Below are 19121 nucleotides of genomic sequence, written 5' to 3' on the forward strand. Positions count from 1 at the left end.
GGAAATCCGCCTCTCACCCGAACCCGGCTGGCAATTTCCGCCTACTCGCTTGCCATAAATGCAAGGAAACGCGCAGTTAGTTGAGCTTTCCGAAAGTTCCAGGCTACTGATTGAAAATTCCGATGCTCGCAATCGCACAAAATCGCTTTTGTGCATCGCAGCACTCCCTATCTGCATCTCCGAGTTTCACACCCGAACAACGGAGAATAACCCATGGGTATCATCGGAAGCACCATCAAGCCGTTCAACGCCACCGCCTTCCAGGCCGGCAAGGACTTTTTCCAGGTCACCGACGAAGACACGCGCGGCAAGTGGGCCGTCTTCTTCTTCTATCCGGCCGACTTCACCTTCGTCTGCCCGACCGAACTGGAAGACCTCGGCGAACAGTACGCCATGCTCCAGAAGATGGACGTCGAAGTCTATGCCGTGTCGACCGACACGCACTTCAGCCACAAGGCGTGGCACGACACTTCGGAGAAGATCGGCAAGCTGAACTTCCCCTTCCTCGGCGACCAGAACCACGTTCTGGCGCGCAATTTCGACGTGCTGCGTGAAGGCGCTGGCCTTGCCGACCGTGCGACCTTCGTGGTCGATCCCGACGGCGTGATCCAGATCATGGAACAGACCTGCGAAGGCGTCGGCCGCAACGCCAACGAACTCGCACGCAAGATCAAGGCCGCCCAGTATGTGCGCGCCAACCCCGGCCAGGTCTGCCCGGCTGCGTGGGAAGAAGGCAGCGAAACGCTGGCTCCCTCGCTCGATCTCGTCGGCAAGATCTAAGGCTGACAGCATCCGTTAAGGTGGGCGTTCCTAGTCGCGCCCACCCAAGAGCCCGAGCATAGAACTCGGGTCGCTGGAAGGCCCGGGGCAATTCCTCCCCCCCGCCCCGGGCCTTTTCCCCTCCCCGAAATTTTCGTCCCATCCGCGAACCACGCCCGGAGTCCGTCCATGCTCGATGCGAACCTGACCCAGCAGCTGAAGACCTATCTCGCCAATCTGCGCGAGCCGGTCGAACTCGTCGCCTCGCTTGGCGATGACGACAAGTCGCGCCAAACCCGCGAACTGCTCGAAGAGATTGCTGCGCTGCACGACATGGTCTCGGCCAGCTTCGACGGCACGGACGAGCGCAAGCCCAGCTTCGTGATCCGCCGCGCAAGCGACGCGGAAAAGTGGGTCCGCTTTGCAGGACTGCCGATGGGGCACGAGTTCACCTCGCTGGTGCTCGCGCTGCTATGGGCGGGCGGCCATCCGCCCAAGGTCAATGCCGATTTGCTCGAACAGGTCCGAGGGTTGCAGGGCGACTTCCACTTCGAGATGTACTTCTCGCTCTCCTGCCACAATTGCCCCGAAGTGGTGCAGGCGCTGACGCTCATGGCACTCGAAAATCCGCGCATCACCGCGACGCTGATCGAGGGCGGCACATACAAGGACGAGGTCGAGAAGCGCGACGTCATGGCCGTGCCCGCGACCTTCCTCAATGGCGAGCCCTTCTACAACGGCAAGATGGAACTGGCCGAGATCCTGGCGAAGATCGACAGCGGCGCGGATGCCAAGGCTGCCGAAAAGCTGGCTGCCAAGGACCCGTTCGAAGTCCTCATCGTCGGCGGCGGACCTGCTGGCGCGGCCTCGGCCATCTATACCGCGCGCAAGGGCTTTCGCACCGGCATCGCGGCCGAACGCTTCGGCGGGCAATTGCACGATACGCTCGGTATCGAGAACCTGCCCGGCACACCCTATACCGAAGGTCCGAAGCTGGCAGGCGAGCTCGAGCGCCACGTTAGCGAATACGAGATCGACCTGATGAACCTTGCCAAGGCGGTGAAGCTGGTGCCGGCCAAGGAAGAAGGCGGCCTCCACACGGTCGAGCTCGGCAATGGCGCATCGCTCAAGGCGCGCAGCCTGATCCTTGCGACCGGCGCGCGCTGGCGAAACCTCGGCGTGCCCGGCGAGGCCGAATATCGCAACAAGGGCGTGGCATACTGCCCGCACTGCGACGGCCCGCTGTTCAAGGGCAAGCGCATCGCGGTGATCGGCGGCGGCAATTCGGGCGTCGAGGCGGCGATCGACCTCGCCAAGATCGTCGGCCATGTGACGCTGATCGAATATGACGAGAGCTTGCGCGCCGACGAGGTGCTGCAGGCCAAGCTGCGCAGCTTGCCCAATGTCGAGATCGTGACCAGCGGCCAGACCACCGAGATCACCGGCAAGGACGGCAAGGTCGATGGCCTGGTCGTGAAAGACCGCAAATCGGGCGACGAACGCCGGATCGACCTTGAAGGTGTCTTCGTCCAGATCGGCCTCGTGCCCAATACCGAATGGCTTCAGGGCAGCGGCCTTGAACTCAGCCCATTCGCCGAGATCGTCACCGACGAGGAAGGGCGGACCAATCTGCCCGGTATCTTCGGCGCAGGCGACGTGACCGATGTTCCCTACAAGCAGATCGTCGTGGCCATGGGCGAAGGCTCTAAAGCGGGTCTCTCCGCCTTCGATTACCTGATCCGCACCGAGCCTGCCGGAGACATCGCCGAGGCCGCATGACCCGGTCTCGATCCGTAGATGAAGCGCCGTCATTCCAATGGGATGGCGGCGTTTTTCCTTTGTGCGCCACGCTTCGTCGCTCAATCGCTTATTCCAATCTATTTGAACCGTTTAATCGATTGGACGGATTAGAGGGCAAGGTTCACTGTGCCTGCATTGTCGGGCGGGAGACCCGAGTCTTTTTACGAGGAGAGTGACTTCATGGACGCCAAAACCGGAGACATAAGCGGCTGCCCCTTCACCGGAGACAGCGGTACGCGCGGCCTCTTCGGCCGCCGCAACCGCGATTGGTGGCCCGACCAGCTCGACCTCGAAATCCTCACCGAAGGCGGCCGCGCGGCCGATCCGATGGACGATGATTTCGACTATTGCGAGGCGTTCAACGCGCTCGACTACAATGCACTGAAGGCCGACCTCACCGCGCTGATGACCGACAGCCAGGAATGGTGGCCGGCAGATTATGGCCATTACGGCCCCTTCTTCATTCGCATGGCATGGCACGCGGCAGGCACCTATCGCACCGGCGACGGGCGCGGCGGCGGTGGCAGCGGCCAGCAGCGCTTCGCACCGCTCAACAGCTGGCCCGACAACGGCAACCTCGACAAGGCGCGCCGCCTGCTGTGGCCGATCAAGCAGAAATACGGCAAGCACATCAGCTGGGCCGACCTCTTCATCCTTACAGGCAATGTCGCGATCGAGAGCATGGGCGGCCCCGTGTTCGGCTTCGGCGGCGGCCGTGCCGACGTGTTCGATCCCGAAACCGTCTATTGGGGCACGGAAGAAAAATGGGTCGATACGGGCGCTGAAACCCGCATCCACCCGGATGAAGGCCGCGCGCTCGAAAACCCGCTCGCCGCGATCCAGATGGGCCTCATCTACGTCAATCCCGAAGGCCCGGGCGGCAATCCGCACGACGCCGAGGGCATGGCCCGCGACATGCGCGAAACCTTCAGCCGCATGGCGATGAACGACGAGGAGACCGTCGCTCTCACTGCAGGCGGTCACGCATTCGGCAAGGCGCATGGCGCCAAGCCGATCGACACCTTCTCCGGCGCGCCCGAAGGAGAGAACCTTCATCGCATGGGCTTTGGCTGGCTGACCGACCCCGACGAGATCGGCAAGGGCCACATCACGACTTCGGGCATTGAAGGCGCGTGGACGCCGAACCCGACGCAGTGGGGCGGCGACTATTTCCGCCTGCTGTTCAAATATGACTACGAGCTGGTCCAGTCGCCTGCGGGTGCAAACCAGTGGCAGCCGGTCAATCCGGACCCCGAGGACATGGCGCCCGACGCGCGCGACCCGTCCAAGAAGGTCCCGACCATGATGACCACCGCGGACATGGCGCTCAAGCGTGACCCGGAATATCGCAAGATTTCCGAACGCTTCCGCGACGACCAGGCCGCGCTCGACGATGCCTTCGCCCGCGCGTGGTTCAAGCTGTGCCACCGCGACATGGGCCCCAAGGTCCGTTACCTCGGCCCCGAAGTGCCTAGCGAAGACCTGATTTGGCAGGATCCGGTTCCCGCCGGAACGCAGGTATCGGACGGCGATCTGTCCTCCTTCAAGTCGAAGGTGCTCGATAGCGGCCTCACCGTCTCCGAACTGGTGAAAGCGGCCTGGGCCTCGGCCTCCACCTATCGCAATTCGGACCATCGCGGCGGCGCCAACGGTGCACACATCCGCTTCGACGAGCTGAAGAACTGGAAGGTCAACGACCCCGAGGAACTGGGCAAGGTCCTCGCCAAGCTCGACGAGATCCGCGGGTCCATCTCGATGGCCGACGCCATCGTCATTGCCGGTTCGGCAGCCGTCGAAAAGGCAGCCAGGGATGCCGGTTTCGATATCTCCGTGCCAGTCACCACGGGCCGCGGCGATGCGAAACGCGAGGACTTCGATGCCGAGAGCTGGGAACCGCTGGAACCGTTTGCCGACGGTTTCCGCAACTATCTCAAGACCAAGGCATCGGTGAAAACCGAGGACATGCTGATCGACCGGGCGCATCTGCTCGGCCTTTCGATCCCCGAGATGACCGTGCTGGTTGGAGGCTTGCGAGCCATGGGTGCTGTCACCAAGCACACCACGCACGGCAACAGCATCGGCGTCCTCACCGAGACCCCGGGCAAGCTCGACAACAGCTTCTTCAGGAACCTGCTCGGCATGGGCGTGATCTGGGAAGTGGTCGACGAGAGCGGCGACGAGGAATTCGTCGGCACCTGCCGCAAGACCGGCAAGGAGCTGTGGCGCGCCACGCGCACCGACCTCGTGTTCGGCTCGAACTCGCGCCTGCGCGCCGTGGCCGAGGTCTATGCCGAGAACGGAAACGAGGAGAAGTTCGTGCGCGACTTCGTCAAGGCCTGGACCAAGGTCATGGACGCAGATCGCTTCGATCTCACCTACGCGAAATACCACAAGTAAGGGCCGCCAAGGACCCTTCGGGTAAGCAAGGAGCCCCCGGTGGAAACGCCGGGGGCTTTTTCTTGCGCGCGCTAAACCCCCGTCACCGGGTAGCGTCCCTTGATCTCTCCCAAGGCATCGGAGATTTCGAGCGCCGACAGCTTCCCGCCTTCGAAGAAAAATTCCAGCTGGACGTCGGGATTGTCGCGGAAGGCAAAGCGGTCGCCACCCAGCGCGACCAACTCCTCATGCGGCGCGCCCGAGCGGGAATAGAAGAGCTTGCCCTCGTTCCTTGCCGTCACGAGGCGCTCGCCGAAAGCGGCAGCATAATCGCCAGAGGCGCGTTTCGCCTGCCGGTCTTGCGCGGCAGCCTCGAGGACGCCTGCAAATGCAGCATAGCGCGCTGCCTCCTCGCCGTCGGACTGGCTGGCGATGCGCTTCAGGGCCAGCGAATGGGCTATCGGCAAGGCATTGTCGACATCGGCCTTCACCGTCGGCGCGATGCCTGTTCGCTCCCAATCCTTGCCCGTCGAGACCAGCACCGCCCTGCCGACCGAGATGCTGAGAAGGAAGCCTTGATCGATAACCTCGTAACTGCTGCGAAAACCGGCTCCACGCGTATTGGCACCGACCAGTTCGCCGAAGCCGAACCCCGCCACGTGACCGGCGAACTCTTCCGCCGCCGAAGCCGTCCGGCCCGATGCGAGGACATAGAGCGGTTTGCCGATCAATCGGGCAGCGCCTAGTTCAGCCAGCGCCTCGGGTTGTTCGGGCGATGCGTCACCTTCCATGTAAAACGTGACGAGAGGCTGTCCGGCGGGAAGAAAATAGCTTGCGATCTGCTGCACCGCTCGCGGGCTTCCCCCGCCATTGCGCCGGATATCGATGATCACCGCCTCGCCGCCGCCCAGGAAGCGCATGGCATCGTCGATCGCCTGCTCGCTTTCCTCCCCGATCCATTCGAAGCCGGTATATTCGAGATAGCGCACATTTCCCGGCAGGATACGCAGCTGGGAAATTCCGTGGTTCTGCTCGCGCACCTTTTTCGAATAGAGATCTTCGTCGAACCCGCCCCCTCCCATGGCCGACCGCATCACTTCAACGCGTTCCGGATCGTAGCGGAAGTTGAGATGCCGATCCTTGCCAACGCGCGCCAGGTCCTCATTGATGCGCTGAGCGAGATCGACGGGATCGGACACCGAATAGCGCCCCGTGGCCAGTCCTTGCGCCAATGCCGCATCGAGTACGGGACGCATTTCGGGAAGGACATAGCGCTGCGATATGCTTTCCCGCACTGCCCCGACGACCCTCGCGGGGTCCACCGGCTGTTGCTGATGCCCGGCCTCTTGTGCTGACACGGCCGTCGAAGCCTGCGCGAGGAAGCAGGCGCTAAAGGCAAGGCCCAGCACGCCGAATAGACCCGATTTCACTAATTTCGTCTCCGTATCAGTTACGGTCGCGATCATAGGCGCGTGCCATGCCCATTGCGGGCAAAATTTATCCCGTTCTTGCCAATTTCTGGCAAGGAGCGCAGTGAAACTGCATGATCGAGCTGGATGACATCGACAGGCAGTTGCTCGCCGAAATGCAGCGTGATTCAAGCCGCACCGCCGACCAGCTTGCCGAAGCGATCGGGCGATCTCCCTCCGTCATCGCGCGGCGGTTGCGCGGGCTAAAGGCCAATGGCGCCATCCAGCGCGAGGTCGCAGTCCTTTCCCCACAGGTGTCCGGAAACCAGATCTCCACCCTCGTACGCGTCTATCTTGAGCGGCACGAAACTTCGCAGGCAAAGGCATTGCGCGAAGAACTGGTCGCAAGCCCGCAGGTCCAATGGGTGCTCGATACGGCAGGCGAACTCGACATGGTCCTGCTGGTGGTGACGCGCGATTTCGAGGCTTTCGACGAGTTTGCCGATAGCATTCTCGAAGGCTCGCCGGCCGTTCGGCGCTTCGAAAGCCATATCGTCAAGAAACGCCACAAGGCGACGCTCGCCCTTCCCTTGTGATTGCGACTGGAAAAGGTCTGTCCTGTCGCTAGAAGGCGCGCATGATCCCGCAGTTGTCCCATCAGGCCCGCACATTTGCCCTTTTTCTCTCGCTGCTCGCGATCGGATCGCTGATCGCGCAGGTCGGCGCCAATATGGCCGATGGCGAGGAGTTTTCCTCCACGCTCGGCTGGATGTTCCAGTTCTTCACCATCTGGGGAAATTTTGCGGCGGGTGTGATCTTCGCGTGGATCGCGTGGCGCGGCACGATCGAGCCGCGCGTGCCCTTTGCCCTATCTGCGGCGCTGGTGATTATCGCGGTGGTCTACCATGTGCTGCTGGCCGATGCGCATCATCCGGAGGGCGTGGACTGGTGGACCAATATCGCGCACCACACGCTGGTGCCGCTCGGCGGAGTGCTGTGGTGGCTCGCCCATTCGCGCGAGCAGCTGGTGAGCTGGAAGTCGCTGCCGGTCGTCGTGCTGGTTCCGCTGGCCTATGGCGCGTTTGCTCTGGCGAACGGCGCGGTGACGGGCTTCTATCCCTATTTCTTCCTCGATCTGCCTTCGCTCGGCTGGCCGATGCTGCTGGTGAACATGGTCGGGCTGGCGCTGCTGTTCATGGCGGTGGCCGCCGTGCTGCTGGCGATCCGCAGCTTCGTTACCGCTCGCGCCTGAGTACGATGTAGAGCGCGCCCTCGCCTCCGTGGCGGATATGCGCGCGGCGGACGGCGGCGATGGCCGAGTGGTGGCTCGAGGCGGCAAGCCAGTCGAGCACCTTGGCGCGGATGGCGCCGCGCCGGGTTCCGCGATCCGCCGGATCGACGGGGCGCGGCTTGCCGGTAATGAGCAGGATCGTACGCGCGCCCATGGCTCGGGCCTGAGTCACTCCGCTCATCAGCCGGTCGTAGGCCGCATCGAGGTTGTGGCCGTGCAAATCGAGCGTGAAATCCGGCTGGACCGCTCCCGATTTCAGCTGCCTGTCCCACCGGGAATCGAGCGTGTTCTGGGGCTTCTTGGAGGGCTGCGGAGCGGGTTTCGGCGCTGGCACGACACGCTGCGGCTGGACCTTTAGCTTCTTGGGCAGGACGGTTTCGGGCGCGGCCACCGGCTTGGGCTTTACCCTGCCCACGTGCAGCGGCTCGACGGTCGCTGCGAGCTTATCCCACGCCTCCGCTTCGTCCGCCGTCAGACCGCGCGGCGCGCTCATCGCGCCCACCGAAATCGCGCAGTCATTGCTTGAGGCGCGCGAGCGTCCCCTTGGGGAGGAGCAGGTAGGCCTTGCCCCGACTGCTCATCCCACCTGCGATCTCGCGAGCATCTGCGCCGTTGCCCCAGAAAGTGTCGAAGCGGTTGGCGCCCTTGATCGCGCCGCCCGTGTCCTGCGCAATCCAGACGCCGTCGGCGACGTCGGCCTCCATATCGAGCCAAACGGGTGCGCCATAGGGCACGAACTTGGGGTCCACGGCCACGCTGTCGCGCGCGAATACCGGCACTTCGAGCGAACCGAGCGGCCCTTCGGTGTCCAGCTCGCGGAAAAAAATCCAGCTCTTGTTGAGGTTCATAATTTCATCGGCGCGCTCCGGATTGTCGCGCAGCCAACCCATTAGGCCCTGCATCGAAGTGGGATAATCGGTCCCGTCGCCGATCAGTCCCTGCTCGCGCATGGGGCGCCCGATGGCGACATATTCGCGCCCGTTCTGCCCCGCATAGCCGATGCGCATGACATCGCCATCGGGAAGCCGCAGCAAACCGCTTCCCTGTATCTGGAGGAAAAAGAATTCGACCGGATCGGCAGCCCAGGCGATGACAGGCACCTTGCCTTCGAGCGCGCCCGCGACGATTTCCGAGCGCTCGAAATACTGCACGAAATCGCCATTCTCGTCGTAGCGACCGAGCGGAGGGCGTCCGGTGCGCTCGGCTTCCGCCATGTCCGCAGGCCATGCGCGCACGAGGTCTTCGGGCAAACCGTAGACCGGCACTTCATAGCCCGGAGCCTTGACCCTGCTCCCGAGAATTTCGGGCTCGTAGTAGCCGGTGGCGAAGGCACTGCCGTCGCCTACCACGACCGTTTCGAACTGGCTGGTGAAGAAGGCGGCCGGATCGCTCGCCCAATTGGCTGCGGCACCGCAGGGCGCCTGCCAGTCGACGCGGCGGGTGAGGCCGCTCGTATCGTCGCGGAAAAGGATCTTGTCGCAGGACCGCTTGAACGCCGCGAGCGCCGGACCTGCATCGAAGGCGGGAAAGGGCATGGTCTCGATCGGCGGACCTGCCGTCAGCGTCGCGGCAAGTGCCGTATCGGCAGGAACTGGCTCGGGCGGCTCGACCACGCCGATATCCTGCGGCGGGCGGGCATCGGGGATCGCGGTGCATCCCGCTATGGCAAAGGCTGCGACCAGCCCGGCGAGATAACGCATGTGACCTCCGGCGATCAGGTGAGGGTCAGCCCTGGTCGGTCTCGTCGAGCACCCAGTTCGGGTCGCTCGAGCCGACATTGCGGCTGAAGGTCCAGATATCGCGGCTCTCCACCGCATCATCGAGCGAACCGGCGACGATATTGCCGTCCTTGTCGCGCGTGAGCGAGGCGATGTCGGATACGAACAGCACCGAAATACGCGCCGTGCGGCCATCCATCTCGGCGGCATGTACGGTTGCATCCTCGATCCGGATCAACCGGTTTTCGAGCGTTTCACCGGCAGCCTCGCGCGCGTCGATCGCACCGGAGAAACCGGCATAGACATCATCGTCGGTCAAATCGCGCAGCGTGTCCTTGTCGCCTTCCCAGAAAGCTTCGAGGATCATGCCATAGGCCGCCTTGCTGCCTTCGAGGAAGGCGAGCAGGTCGAAGCGCGGGTCGGCGCTGGCGATCGCGCGGATCGCGCTTTCATTCGCGGAAGAGGCATTGTCGACGCTGCGCAGGCGCACCGGCTGGCGCACGGGTGCGACCGGGCGATCGTTGGCGGTCGGAATCTGGCCGTCGGGCGCATCGTAACGGTGCGCGGCCGGGCCTTCCTCATGCTCCGACCGTTCGCCCAGCACGGAATAGAGGCGGAGCCCCAGGAAGGCGGCGATGGCGGCGAGGATGACGATCTCGTAGATCACGAATGCTTGTCCAATCAGTGTTCACTCTGCCTACGTGCCAGATGGCCGGGCAGTTCCATACTTACCTGCACTAGATAGGTATCAATTACAAACCGACAATGAACCAGTGGTGATGGTCCGCCCTGCCCGCGCGGCGAGGGCCAAGCCGCATTGCCCCGCGCCCACGGGGGTGCTAGGCGCGCGCCGAACCTTCCGGAAGCGGGCTCGACGCCCTGCCGGACCTCCGATTCGAACTATCTTGAAGAAGCGATTGACCGATGGCCGATGAAAACGACGTACTGACCGACCTCAACATGGATCCCGCAGCCGGCGCGAACGGCGCGGACAACCTTCCCACGGTCGGGATGCTCAACCAGTACATCAAGGATTTCTCGGTCGAGAATCCCAACGCTCCGGCCAGCTACCAGTGGACCGAACAGCCGCGTGTCGACGTGCAGGTCAACATTGCCGCCAACCAGGTGAGCGACGAGGTTCACGAAGTCGAACTGAAGATGACCGCCCGTGCCGATAGCGACAAGGGCAATGTCTACCTGATCGAGCTCGCCTATTGCGGCCTCGTCGGCATTCGCAACCTGCCCGAAGAACATGCGCACGCCTTCCTGTTCGCCGAGGCTCCGCGCCTGCTGTTCCCCTTTGCACGCGCGATCATTTCGGACGCCGTTCGCGATGCGGGCTTCCCGCCGCTGCTGCTCGACCCGATGGATTTCGGTTCGCTCTATCAGCAGCAGCTCCAGGCCCGCGCGGCGCAGCAGCAGGGCGAAGGCGCTCCTGACGCGCCCACTGGCAACGCCTGAACTACACAGCTAGAAGCTAGGCCATGAGCCTGCTCAAGAACGTCGGGACGATCGGCTCGCTTACCATGGTGAGCCGCGTCGCCGGCATGGCGCGCGAGATGATCTTCAGCCGCGTGCTCGGCGCCAATGCGGTGACCGATGCGTGGTTCCAGGCCTTCATCATCCCCAACGTCTTCCGCCGCCTGTTCGCGGAAGGTGCATTTTCGGCCGCATTCGTGCCGATGTTTTCCAAGCGCCTCCACGGCGAAGGCGGGCTGGACGATGCCCGCAGCTTTTCCGACGACGTGCTGAGCGTATTCCTGCCGGTCCTCATCCTGCTTTGCGCAGTGATGATGATCGCCATGCCCGCAATTATCTGGCTGCTATCGGAAAAGCCGGTCGATCCGGCGGGCTTCGACATCGCCGTCGCCTTTGCGCGGATCATGTTCCCCTACATCCTGCTGGTCAGCCTCGTCACGCTGTTCACGGGAATGCTTAATTCGGTGAGCCGCTTTGCGCCGGGCGCGAGCTTCCCGATTATCCTCAACCTGGTCTTGATCGTGGCGCTGCTAGGCGGCGAATATGCCGCATCCACGCTCGGCTGGAGCGTCGAGCGCGTCGGTTTCGTCATCGCCTGGGCGGTTCCGGTAGCAGGTTTGCTGCAGCTGGTCTGGCTGTACATCTGGACCCGCGTTGAAGGCTTCCGTCCGCGGATCCTGTGGCCGCGCATCACGCCGGAGGTGAAGCGCCTGTCGATCATCGCCCTGCCCGCGGCGATCGGCGGCGGCGCCTACCAGATCAACACGCTGGTCCAGCTCTACTTCCTCAACCAGCTGGCGACCGGCTCGGTCAGCCACATGAATTATGCCGACCGGCTCAACCAGCTGCCGCTGGGCATCATCGGGATCGCGCTCTCGACCGCGATCCTGCCGACGCTGTCCAAGTTCGTCGGGGGCAAGAACAAGGAAGGCGCAGACCGCATCCAGTCCGATGCGATCGAGCTTTCCATGCTGCTGACGATCCCGGCGGCAGTAGCGCTCGCCATTTGCGCAACGCCCTTCATCACCATGCTTTTCCAGGGTGGCCGCTTTACCGCCGAGGATGCGAACGCTGCCGGGGCAGTGCTGGGCGTGCTGGTTCTCGGCCTTCCCGCCTATGTCCTCGTGAAGGTGCTGGTGCCGAATTTCTATGCACGCGCCGACACGCGCACACCGGTCTATGCCGCCTTCATCTCGCTTTTCGTCTTCGTAGTCAGCTGCCTCTGGAATATCGGCCTGTCGCTTCCGGGCCTTACCATCGAGCCGCTGGGCTACGGCGTGCCCGGCATTGCGGCCGCCAGCGTGATCGGCGCCTGGATCAATGTCGGCTATCTCTACGCCGTCCTCGTGAAGCGCGGCTATTACACCGTGCCGCTCGCGCTGCTTGCCCGCGTTGCCCGCCAGCTTGTTGCTGCCGCCGCGATGGGCGCCGCCTTGTGGTTCGCGCGCGATTTGCTAACCGGCTGGTATTCCGCCGGACTGTTCGAGCGCCTTGGGGCATTGATCCTGCTCGTGCTGTGCTCGGCGGTAGTGTATTTCGGCGTTGCCTTTGCAGTCGGCGCCATCGACCGGCAGCGCATCGCTGCCCTGACCAAGAGAAAAGAGCCTTAAGTCCTCATGCGCGTAGTTTCCGGCATCCAGCCCACCGGCAATCTCCACCTCGGTAATTACCTCGGGGCGATCCGCAATTGGGTGCGGATGCAGGACGATTTGGGCGATGGCGAGCAATGCCTCTTCTTCTTGGCCGACCTCCACGCAATCTCCATGCCGCACGATCCGGCCGAGCTGCACAAGGGCACGCTCGAAATGGCCGCCGCGCTGGTCGCTTGCGGGATCGACCCGTCGCGCTCGGTGCTGTTCAACCAGGCGCAGGTCCCGCAGCATGCCGAGCTGCAATGGCTGCTCGGCGGCACGGCCCGTATGGGCTGGCTCAACCGCATGACGCAGTGGAAGGACAAGGCGGGCAAGAACCGCGAGGGCCAGTCGGTCGCGCTGTTCACCTATCCGGTACTGCAGGCCGCCGACGTGCTGCTCTACCAGGCGACGCATGTGCCGGTGGGCGAGGACCAGAAGCAGCATCTCGAGCTGGCGCGCGACATCGCGCAGAAATTCAATAACGACTTCGCATCGGAAGATGCGCCGGTCTTCACCTTGCCCGATCCGATCGTGCCGCCGCAGGCCGCGCGGATCATGAGCCTGCGTGACGGCATGGCGAAAATGAGCAAATCCGACCCCAGCGAGATGAGCCGGGTCAACCTCGCCGACGATGCCGATACGGTGATGAAAAAGGTCAAGAAGGCCAAGACCGACCCCGAGCCGCTGCCGAGCGAAGAAGGTGGATTGGCCGGGCGTCCCGAGGCGCTGAACCTCGTCACGATCTACGCCGCGCTGACCGATGGCAGCGTGGCGAATGTGCTGAGGGACTTCGGCGGCGAGGGCTTCGGCAAATTCAAGCCTGCGCTGGGCGAGCTGCTGGTCGAAACGCTACGTCCGATTTCCGAACGCTTCACCAGCCTTCTCGAAGACCGCGAGGCATTGGACGCCATCCTCGCGCGCGGCGCTGCCCAAGCGCGCGAGATTGCGGTACCGACGCTTACGAAAACCTACGAAGCGCTGGGCCTCGTTCGGGGTTAGACCTTGACCGCGGTCCCGCTGGCCGAGACCATCAGCATCGAGCCCGTGTCGCCGATCACCTCGTAATCGAGGTCGATGCCGACCACCGCATTGCCACCGTGCGAGGCGGCTTCGGCCTGCAATTCCTCGATCGCCTGCTCCCGCGCGTCGCGCAGGATGCGCTCGTAGCTGCCCGAGCGGCCGCCGACGATGTCGCGGATGTTGGCAAACAGGTCACGGAAGAGGTTCGCGCCGACGATGACTTCGCCGGTGACGATGCCCAGATATTCCTGGATCGGCTGGCCTTCGATGGTCGGCGTGGTCGTGACGATGACGCCGCGTGCGTCCTTCCAGGGTCCGGGCATGTGCAGTTCCTCCAATGATTACAGGTGTGTTGCCTAGATAGGACGCGGGCGCGCCGGATCAACTCATTCCGAGTGCGGCCTTGTAGGTGTCGAGGATAGTTTCCTGCTCGCTGCGCTCGTCCGGCTTCATCTTACGAAGCTTGATGATCTGGCGCATGATCTTGGTGTCGTAACCAACGGCCTTGGCTTCGGCATAAACGTCGCGGATGTCGTCGGCGATGCCCTTCTTTTCTTCTTCGAGGCGTTCGATGCGCTCGATCAGCAGGCGCAGGCGGTCGTCGGTGGCTTCGGCCATTTTCAAAAATGCTCCAATGAAATGAGAATCGGTTGGTGGCTCGATAGCCACCCCTCCGGACGAGGTGAAGGCGGCGACTCGCTAGTCCACGCGATTTTTCGCCACACTCGCTTCCATCCGCGCCAGTTGCTCTTCGGTCGCCGGCGTCTGGCGGGTGGCCTTCCACTCGTCCTGCGGCATGCCGTGGATGAGCTCGCGCGCAGCCAGCTTGTCGCCTTCGAAACCGGCATCGATGATCCAGTCGGCAAGGCAATTGCGGCAAAAACCGGAAAGCCCCATCAGGTCGATATTCTGCGTATCATGGCGGTGCTGGAGGTGGCGCACCAGCCGCCGGAACGCCGCTGCCGCTACGGCATCGGGGAGGTTGTCGAGCGCATCTGTATTCGTATCCATCGTATAGTAGTCCTTGAGTTGCCACACGGCTCTGCCATAGGCGGTTTCCATGCAAAAGCTCGATCCGCGCGGCCGCAAGGTCAAGATCCTCGCCACAGTCGGCCCCGCCAGCCGCTCTCCCGAAATGCTTGCCCGCCTGTTCAAGGCCGGCGTCGACGCCTTCCGCGTCAATATGAGCCACGGTGAGCACGAGGATCACGAGAAAACCATCCGCGCCATCCGCGCGATGGAAAGGGACTTCCACCGCCCCATCGCGATCCTCGCCGACCTGCAAGGGCCGAAGCTGCGCGTGGGCAAGTTCAAGGATGGACAGGCGGTGATCCGCCACTCGGGCCATTTCACGCTCGACCGCAATCCCGAACCGGGTGACGAAACCCGTGTCCAGCTCCCGCATCCCGAGCTTTTCGGCCTGCTCGAAAAGGGCCAGCGGCTGCTGATCAACGACGGCAAGATCCGTTTGAAGGTGATCCGCGCCGACGAGGACGAAATCCTCTGTTCGGCCGAAGTCGGCGGCGTGATCTCGGACCGCAAGGGCGTGAATGTCCCCGATGCCGAAATTCCCATTCCGGCGATGACCGACAAGGACCGCAAGGATTTGGCCTTCGCCATGTCGCAGGGCGTCGACTGGATCGGCCTCAGCTTCGTCCAGCGTCCCGAGGACCTTGCCGAAGCGCGCCGCCTGATGGGCGGCAAGGGTGCGCTGTGCGCCAAGATCGAAAAACCGATGGCGGTGCGCCGTCTCGACGAGATCATCGAAATGTCGGACGGCATCATGGTTGCGCGCGGCGACCTCGGCGTCGAGCTCGAACCGCAGGAAGTCCCGCCGCTCCAGAAGCGGATCGTCAACAAGGCGCGCACCGCGGGCAAGCCGGTGATCGTGGCGACGCAGATGCTCGAAAGCATGATAGAGAGCCCTGCCCCGACCCGTGCCGAAGTCTCCGACGTCGCCAATGCAGTCTATGACGGGGCCGATGCGGTGATGCTTTCCGCCGAAACCGCAGCGGGCGACTGGCCCGAAGAAGCGGTCACCATCATGCACCGCATCGCGCGGCAGGTGGAAGGCGACGAAAGCTATCTCGAGCGCGTGCGCTTCCTCGACACCCCGCCCGACCGCACGACGGCCGACGCGCTGGCCCATGCCTGCATGAGCGTGGCCGACACGGTGGCCATCAAGGCAATCACCGTTTTCACCGGCTCAGGTTCGACCGCGCGACGCGTCGCGCGCGAACGGCCCAGCGTCCCCCTGCTCGTGCTCACCCCCAGCATGGTCACCGCCCGCCGCCTCGCCCTTTTGTGGGGCGCACACGCAGTGGCGACCAAGGACATCGGCAGCTTCGAAGAGATGATCGCCAAGGGCAAGCGCATGGCGCTACGCCACGGTTTCGGGCGTGCAGGATCGAAGCTGGTCGCGCTTGCAGGCGTTCCCTTCGGTACTCCGGGTTCCACCAACTTGCTGCACGTCGTGACCGTAACCGGCGACGAGTTGGACAAGCACGAGGGTTGAACCTCAGGTGTAGGCGATCGGTCCGTCGTCGTGGATGCCGCAGGCTTCCAGCGCGTCTGACACGCTGCGGTGGAAGTCGCTGCGCTCGCCGCCATAGGGCTTGATGCTTTTCGCCACCGGCTGGTGCGTCCCTGCAAAGTGGACGATGATACCCTGGTCACGCATCCTCTGGACGAGCCGCAGCAGCATCGCCGCGCCGCTGGCATCGACCGCATTCACCGCGCGCATGTCGATCACGAGTTTCTCGACGCCCTCGTGCTCGGCGACCAGCTTGACGATCCGGTCCTCGCAATACTCGCTGTTGCCGAAATAGATCGAGCGGTCGATCCGCACCACGAGCACGGGCAGCGTATTGACCTCGACATTGTCGCGCCGGACCGAGCGGTAGGTCGTGCCGCCATCGTCGGTTCCCACCCGCGTGACGCGCGGGATCGAGGAGAACCACAGGAAGTGGGCAAGCCCCAGACCTGCCCCGATCGCAAGACCGAGCTGCACGCCGAACACGAGCGTGGCGAGGAAGGCGGCGGCAATGATCAGCCCCTCGATCCGGTCGTGCCTCCAGACCATCCTGATATCGCGCAGCTTTATGAGACCGAACACGGCGCTCATCACGAGTGCGGCCAGCGCGGTCTTGGGCAACAGGCCGAGCAGGGGTGCGAGGAAGAACAGCACTGCGATGACCGCCCCCGAAGCGAACACGGTGGCGAGCGGCGTCTTGCCCCCGCTGTCGCGGACCAGCGCGGAGCGGCTGAGACTGGCCCCCACGGCATAGCCCCCGGTGAGCGCGGCAGCGACATTGCCCGCACCCAGCGCGACTGCTTCGCGGCTGCTGTCGAGATGGCTGCGGTCTTCGCCCGCCAGCGTCTTCGCAACCGCCGTCGCGGTCACGAAAATGATGATCGCCACGGCCAGCGCTCCGGGCAGGAAACCGATCCAATAGGATAACGGCACGAAGGGAAATGCAGGTTTGGGCAATCCGCCGTCGATCGATTCGACCATCGGCACGGGCGCCTTCACCATCGTCGCGGCAATGCCGGCAGCGATAATGACGACCAGCGGGAAAGACTTGGCAAGCGCCAGCCGGAAGGGCGGTTTCACCCCGATTTTCCAGAGGAAGGGGGCGGCATAACGCCCGGTAAAAACCAGGACGACAAGCGCCGCTATACCGATGATCGTGGTAGCAGGGCGAAGCTCTCCAGCGCCTGCCCACAAGGCCCGCAAGGCTGCGGGAAGATCCCCTGCCCGCGCCACTTCGATACCGAGAAGCGTCGGCAGCTGGCTCGCTGCAATCAGGACCGCCGCGGCCGCGGTGAAGCCGAGCAGTACCGGCTCGCTGATGAAATTCACCAGCCTCCCCAGCCCCAGTCCGCCGAGTAGCAACAGCAGCACCCCAGCTTCGATCGCAATGATCTCGGCCCCGATTTCGGGCGCGAGATCGCTTCCGCCGACAGCCTCGCCAATGACCAGAGACACGAGTGCAACCGGCCCGAGCGAGACGAAGGGGCTAGTACCGAAAAAGAGATAGAGCAGCGGCGGGGCAAGCGCGGCGAACAGGCCCATTTGCGGCGGCAGACCCGCCAGCTGGGCATATGCCATCGCTTGAGGCACGAGGAGGATCGAGAGGACGATGCCGGCAACCGCATCCTTGAATGCGGTCGGCGCGGAGGAAACGGCAAGCCAGTGCTTGGTGGGGACCAGTGCCTCGCCTGCCATCTTGCGGAATTACCCCCTGTGCTCGTTGCCCTCGCCTATGAACGCTAGGAGGCGGCTGCGCGTTCCAGCCGGGCGCGTGCTTCGGCCTCTCCGATAAGCGGGAGCAATTCCTTCATGTCCGGCCCGTGGTCCATCCCGGTGAGCGCCTGGCGGAGCGGGAGGAACAGTTCCTTGCCCTTGCGGCCCGTGCTTTCCTTAAGCGAGGCAGTGAGGTCCTGCCACGGGGTTTCGCCACAGCTCAGAGCGGCTGCCGCAGCGGCGAGGAAACGCTTGTCCTCTTCGCCGAACTCCGGCTGCGCGATCGGTCCGATCACGAGCTTCCACCATTCCGCAGCTTCGGAAACATGCGTCAGGTTCGGCCGGACCGCATGCCATCCGGCCTCGTCCATACCATCGGGCAATCGCGCCCTGGCGTGATCGAATTCCATCTGGTGGACGATCGCTGCGTTGATCCGGTCGAGCTCGGTGTCATCGAATTTCGCCGGAGCGCGGCCGAAGGTCGACAAGTCGAATGTCTCGACCAGTTTCGCCCGATGGGCGATCGGTTCCACCGGCTGCGAGGTGCCGAGGCGGGCCAGCAGCGCGACCAGCGCTTCGGGTTCGATATCGCGTTCGCGGAAAGCATCGCAGCCGAGCGAACCGAGCCGCTTGGACAGCTTTCCCTCCTTGCCGACGAGCAAGGCCTCGTGCGCGAAACGAGGAATTTGCTGCGCCCGATATGCTGCAGCAATTAGTGCGGTAAACATCTGAATTTGAACGGCTGTGTTGGACACATGGTCCTCGCCGCGCAGTACGTCGGTCACGCCCATATCGAGATCGTCTACCGCACTAGGTAGCATATAGAGCCAGCTACCGTCGGCGCGGCGGATCACCGGATCGGACAGCTGCGCAGGATCGAATTTCTGCTGTCCGCGCACGCCGTCTTCCCAGCGGATCGGCTCTTCGTGATCGAGCTTGAAGCGCCAGTGCGGGGCAGTGCCCTCGGCCTCTTTCGCCGCACGATCTCCCTCGCTCAGGCGAAGAGAGGCGCGGTCGTAGATCGGGGGCAAGCCGCGCCCGAGCTGGATCTTGCGCTTGAGTTCGAGTTCCTGCGCAGTCTCGTAGGCCGGATAGACGCGGCCCGCAGCCTTCAGTGCCTCGAAAGCCGCTTCGTACTTCTCGAGCCGCTGCGACTGGCGCTCCTCGCCATCTGGCGCGAGACCGAGCCACGCGAGATCGGCGCGGATCGCCTCGACATATTCCTCGCGGCTACGCTCCGCATCGGTGTCGTCGATCCGCAGCATGAACTTGCCGTCCGCCTTCCTCGCCAGCAGCCAGTTGTGCAGCGCGGTGCGGATATTGCCGACATGGAGACGCCCTGTGGGAGAAGGCGCGAAACGGGTGATCGTGGTCATGGTGCGCGCCGAT

General features: G+C 63.7%; 18 protein-coding genes. 9 read left to right on the forward strand and 9 right to left on the reverse strand.

Translation table 11 applies throughout. From position 1 onward, the window contains the following. Positions 1-213: 213 nt before the first annotated feature. The 3 genes from ahpC to katG all read left to right on the forward strand — a co-directional run bounded on the left by ahpC (position 214) and on the right by katG (position 4956). Positions 214-780, forward strand: a complete 567-nt coding sequence (gene ahpC, locus K3178_RS13910; RefSeq protein ID WP_221572016.1) for an alkyl hydroperoxide reductase subunit C — start codon at positions 214-216, stop codon at positions 778-780. A gap of 168 nt (positions 781-948) precedes the next feature. Further along, on the forward strand, positions 949-2538 hold the full coding sequence (ahpF, locus tag K3178_RS13915; RefSeq protein WP_221572017.1) for an alkyl hydroperoxide reductase subunit F: 1590 nt from the start codon (positions 949-951) through the stop codon (positions 2536-2538). A 201-nt stretch (positions 2539-2739) separates the two neighbouring features. After that, complete coding sequence (gene katG, locus K3178_RS13920; protein ID WP_221572018.1) at positions 2740-4956, forward strand: catalase/peroxidase HPI; 2217 nt, start codon at positions 2740-2742, stop codon at positions 4954-4956. A 71-nt stretch (positions 4957-5027) separates the two neighbouring features. On the opposite strand, the gene K3178_RS13925 is transcribed toward katG, so the two are convergent. After that, entirely contained in the window at positions 5028-6365 is a 1338-nt protein-coding gene (locus K3178_RS13925; protein ID WP_221572019.1) for a S41 family peptidase, read from the reverse strand. Positions 6366-6478: 113 nt separating this feature from the next. Between K3178_RS13925 and K3178_RS13930 the strand changes: the two genes are divergently transcribed. Together K3178_RS13930 and K3178_RS13935 are read left to right on the forward strand one after the other, a co-directional pair. After that, a complete protein-coding gene (locus K3178_RS13930; protein ID WP_221572020.1) occupies positions 6479-6940 on the forward strand; it encodes an Lrp/AsnC family transcriptional regulator in 462 nt (153 codons plus the stop codon). Between the two features lie 41 nt (positions 6941-6981). Continuing rightward, the gene (locus tag K3178_RS13935; protein ID WP_221572021.1) at positions 6982-7596 is read left to right on the forward strand and encodes a Pr6Pr family membrane protein; all 615 of its coding nucleotides are present in this window, start codon (positions 6982-6984) and stop codon (positions 7594-7596) included. Here K3178_RS13935 and K3178_RS13940 read toward each other — a convergent pair. The 3 genes from K3178_RS13940 to K3178_RS13950 are packed head-to-tail and all read right to left on the reverse strand — an operon-like array spanning position 7580 to position 10020. Continuing rightward, positions 7580-8128, reverse strand: a complete 549-nt coding sequence (locus tag K3178_RS13940) for a Smr/MutS family protein (protein ID WP_221572022.1) — start codon at positions 8126-8128, stop codon at positions 7580-7582. The two genes, K3178_RS13935 and K3178_RS13940, sit on opposite strands and share 17 nt — an antisense overlap. A gap of 22 nt (positions 8129-8150) precedes the next feature. Continuing rightward, complete coding sequence (gene mltA / locus K3178_RS13945) at positions 8151-9335, reverse strand: murein transglycosylase A (protein ID WP_221572023.1); 1185 nt, start codon at positions 9333-9335, stop codon at positions 8151-8153. Positions 9336-9360: 25 nt separating this feature from the next. Continuing rightward, positions 9361-10020 (reverse strand): Tim44/TimA family putative adaptor protein, encoded by a 660-nt coding sequence (locus K3178_RS13950; protein WP_221572024.1) that lies wholly within the window; start codon positions 10018-10020, stop codon positions 9361-9363. Positions 10021-10277: 257 nt separating this feature from the next. On the opposite strand from K3178_RS13950, the gene secB reads away from it, so the two are divergent. From secB to trpS, 3 genes are read left to right on the forward strand one after another with little or no spacing between them, the layout of a single operon-like run. Beyond that, on the forward strand, positions 10278-10814 hold the full coding sequence (gene secB, locus K3178_RS13955; RefSeq protein ID WP_221572025.1) for a protein-export chaperone SecB: 537 nt from the start codon (positions 10278-10280) through the stop codon (positions 10812-10814). A gap of 23 nt (positions 10815-10837) precedes the next feature. After that, on the forward strand, positions 10838-12442 hold the full coding sequence (gene murJ / locus K3178_RS13960) for a murein biosynthesis integral membrane protein MurJ (RefSeq protein WP_221572026.1): 1605 nt from the start codon (positions 10838-10840) through the stop codon (positions 12440-12442). A gap of 6 nt (positions 12443-12448) precedes the next feature. Then, positions 12449-13465 carry a tryptophan--tRNA ligase gene (trpS, locus tag K3178_RS13965; RefSeq protein WP_221572027.1) on the forward strand — a complete coding sequence of 339 codons (1017 nt, stop codon included), beginning with the start codon at positions 12449-12451 and terminating at the stop codon, positions 13463-13465. On the opposite strand, the gene K3178_RS13970 is transcribed toward trpS, so the two are convergent. The 3 genes from K3178_RS13970 to K3178_RS13980 all read right to left on the reverse strand — a co-directional run bounded on the left by K3178_RS13970 (position 13462) and on the right by K3178_RS13980 (position 14497). Continuing rightward, the gene (locus tag K3178_RS13970) at positions 13462-13809 is read right to left on the reverse strand and encodes a heavy metal-binding domain-containing protein (protein ID WP_221572028.1); all 348 of its coding nucleotides are present in this window, start codon (positions 13807-13809) and stop codon (positions 13462-13464) included. The two genes, trpS and K3178_RS13970, sit on opposite strands and share 4 nt — an antisense overlap. A gap of 58 nt (positions 13810-13867) precedes the next feature. Then, positions 13868-14104, reverse strand: coding sequence for a DUF2312 domain-containing protein (locus tag K3178_RS13975; RefSeq protein ID WP_221572029.1), 237 nt, complete (start codon positions 14102-14104; stop codon positions 13868-13870). A gap of 81 nt (positions 14105-14185) precedes the next feature. Next, positions 14186-14497: a DUF1244 domain-containing protein gene (locus K3178_RS13980; protein WP_221572052.1), complete on the reverse strand. Its 312-nt coding sequence runs from the start codon at positions 14495-14497 to the stop codon at positions 14186-14188. 49 nt (positions 14498-14546) lie between these two features. Here K3178_RS13980 and pyk point away from each other — a divergent pair, with 49 nt between their 5' ends. After that, positions 14547-16001 (forward strand): pyruvate kinase, encoded by a 1455-nt coding sequence (pyk, locus tag K3178_RS13985; protein WP_221572030.1) that lies wholly within the window; start codon positions 14547-14549, stop codon positions 15999-16001. A gap of 3 nt (positions 16002-16004) precedes the next feature. Here pyk and K3178_RS13990 read toward each other — a convergent pair whose 3' ends face one another. Further along, positions 16005-17714 (reverse strand): SulP family inorganic anion transporter, encoded by a 1710-nt coding sequence (locus tag K3178_RS13990; RefSeq protein WP_221572031.1) that lies wholly within the window; start codon positions 17712-17714, stop codon positions 16005-16007. 44 nt (positions 17715-17758) lie between these two features. Continuing rightward, positions 17759-19108: a glutamate--tRNA ligase gene (gene gltX / locus K3178_RS13995; RefSeq protein ID WP_221572032.1), complete on the reverse strand. Its 1350-nt coding sequence runs from the start codon at positions 19106-19108 to the stop codon at positions 17759-17761. Positions 19109-19121: the final 13 nt, after the last annotated feature.

Source organism: Qipengyuania sphaerica, from assembly GCF_019711595.1.
In the GTDB taxonomy this organism is placed as follows: domain Bacteria; phylum Pseudomonadota; class Alphaproteobacteria; order Sphingomonadales; family Sphingomonadaceae; genus Qipengyuania; species Qipengyuania sphaerica.